Genomic DNA, 2,671 nt, shown 5'->3' with positions numbered 1-2,671 from the left:
GCTTTTACAATGTTATCTTGAAAAAGAGCCAAGTATAGACCATATTGAACGAACTCCATTAGGTCAGTAATTTCTCCGTCTTCTTTTTTAAGTTCTGTATCCATTGCCTTTTGTTGTTGGAAAAGGTCTTTACCTGTAATCATTTTAAATTTACGTGCTGTACTCAATTGTTTTGCCATTTTATTTTATATTCCTTTACTTAATCTATTTTTAGTCTTATGAATGGTCAGTTACTGAAACTCCTGCGGTAACATCTTTATAACCCTCAGCGGAGAACTTTACGTTATAGGCACCTGGAGCAAGTTGTCCGTTTGTTGCTACTTTTCCATTTGCGTCATTAATCACTGATGTTACTTTTACAGTTCCACCATTAGAATCTTTCAAAGTGGCAGGCACTACGATTCTTCCGTCATTATGACCCTTTGTAGCAGTAGTCACATTAGGAATAACAGGAGCTACGAGTGTAATTCCACCAGCTAGAACTGTATCAGGTTGCATAATGAATAAACCACTTTCCATTTTCTTGACGAAATCTTTTGCTTGTTCTCCCCAAATTTCGTACTCAATAGCAGGGACTTTTTTACCGCCATTCAAATAAATATCTGACTCAGTCGCTTGTACTGCCAAAGTCCATTGGATAGGGTCTACACCGTCAACTGAATCTGTTTCTGATTCTTTTGTTGCTTCTGCTGTTGGTCTCAAATTTGGATAAACGACTACGCGATAACCGTCAACAAATTCCCCTGTAACTTTATCACGCTTACGCCCTTTAATAAGGTATTGAACACATTTCGTTTTCCAATTACCAGTAGGAGACCAACCCAAGCCATTTTCTGTTCTTTGTTGACCTAAAATGTCTTCTTTAAGCGATTGGTCTGTTTGAATGAATACCATTTCGCCTTGAAGTAAGGTAGCACCTTTTTTCACTCCATGGTCTGGCACGTCATCAGCTGGATAGCTGTTAGTCTCCGCTTGGTCTTCCATTGCGCCAACTGATACTAAACCAGTTACAATTTTATGGTTAGTAAACTCTGGTTTTCCGTTACTTCCCTTGGCCATATCAGCTACGATTAGAGCTTCATTACCAAAGAAAATCTCACGTGAGTTATAATCTAATTTCATTTTTTATTTTCCTTTTTATTTTTTTATGCAGTACGTTTCCAATAATATATTGTCGTTGAACCAATTACTGCTGAACCGATATTTTCCCATGCAATCCTAAATATATATTAATCAATATCAATATTCCACATGCAAACAGGATATATTAAATCTTGTAACTGTGACATAATTTGAGCCATTGAGTATTTGTTAGGGTGTATCGATCCATAAGTAACGCCATCTGAATTTAAAGCTGACCATGTTTTTATAGACATATCATTATGTGCGTAAGTTCTCGCTGTAAAATCAGCAAACGCACACTCGTATTTACGACATAATTCTTGTATTATAGGTCTAACATTTTGAAACCACTCTACATAGGTTCTCCCAGTATTATAAACTGTTCCAACTGTTGGCAAAGTGATGATAATAGCCAAATCTTTTACGGTTTTATTATAAGCTGGTCTACCATTAACACTTGTATTTCCTCTTATTCTTTTCAATCCTTCTTCCATATTTGTTTTAAATAAGTTTAATCTTTGTTCTAGTGTTAACCCAGCGAACTTCGTATGGTTTTTATCAGCGTCATTCATTCCCCATCCAATTATTAAAAGGTCTGGGTTATGTTCCATCGATGTTTGTAAAAAACCATTAGGGTATTTTTGTAAATAGTAAGGCAAAGCATAAGTTGGGTTTCCTACCCATTCATTCGTATTTCTACCACCAAAACCATTGTTTAGTATTGATAATTTTTTTAAATCATAATTCCCTGCCTTCATTATTTTTTTAAGTGCATAATCTTTCATGCCAAAAAAAGTATCTTGAACCGATGATAGTGGAGCGTAACCAGCAGTTATACTATCTCCGTCTAATGCTATTGATATATTATTTACACCGTCATAAATTTTCTCATACCAATGCTCTAAATATTCATGTCCCCAAATAGGTGTAACTGGATATTTGTAATAATCAAACGCAGTAGTAGTTGTTGTAACAGTGTCATTACTTACTGACGGGGTATAATTTACCATTTTTTGAAAACTATCTAAATTACTCGGTACGTTGTTAGTGGATGAAGTGTAATTTAAAACTTGCATGTCTGCTAATATCATGTCAATATCAGATTGTGTAAGAGGTTTTAATCTAACATACCCTTGAATAGCATATATTCCATTTGCGTTTATATTTTTTTCGTTTGTAACAGTAACACTCTCACATTTCAAAGTATTGCTATTAAATTTAACTAATTCTAATCTTAAATATTTTGAGTTAGTATATTTTAAAATAGAACCCTTATTTAATGTCATTTTTTGAGTTGAAAAGTATGTCTTGTTAATATCTTTTGAAGCACTACCAACACTATATTTTCCATATGTTACAGTCAAGTCAATATCAACTAACATTCTATCTTTGAGAAATTTTAATTCATCTTCAATAATGTCTATTTTGTCTGTAGTTGAAATATATGATGTAAAAATAAAATTTGATTTTGTCGTTGCAACATCTTCTCCCATTTTTCCAAAACCAGTTTTGGCAGTTTGAAAAGCAATTTTGCCAATATGCTTTATAC

3 protein-coding genes are annotated in these 2,671 nt (G+C 33.7%); all 3 read right to left on the bottom strand.

The annotated features are described in order from the left end of the window. On the bottom strand, positions 1 to 179 hold a 179-nt coding region (locus tag FDX22_RS32715; protein ID WP_186805397.1), incomplete at its 3' end, for a hypothetical protein. A gap of 37 nt (positions 180 to 216) precedes the next feature. After that, entirely contained in the window at positions 217 to 1,122 is a 906-nt protein-coding gene (locus FDX22_RS20785; RefSeq protein ID WP_036853153.1) for a phage tail tube protein, read from the bottom strand. A 107-nt stretch (positions 1,123 to 1,229) separates the two neighbouring features. Further along, positions 1,230 to 2,671, bottom strand: a 1,442-nt coding sequence (locus FDX22_RS20780; RefSeq protein WP_146717714.1) for an SGNH/GDSL hydrolase family protein, incomplete at its 5' end; no start/stop codon positions are given.

Origin of the sequence: Citrobacter sp. TBCS-14 (assembly GCF_005280805.1) — a bacterium.
Lineage (GTDB): Bacteria > Pseudomonadota > Gammaproteobacteria > Enterobacterales > Enterobacteriaceae > Citrobacter > Citrobacter gillenii.
This window is presented reverse-complemented; position numbering and strand designations above follow the sequence as displayed.

What these genes read in the sequence shown, in the direction of transcription:
- FDX22_RS20785 (WP_036853153.1), bottom strand. Translation starts at nt 1,122, where the DNA reads ATGAAATTAGATTATAACTCACGTGAGATTTTCTTTGGTAATGAAGCT.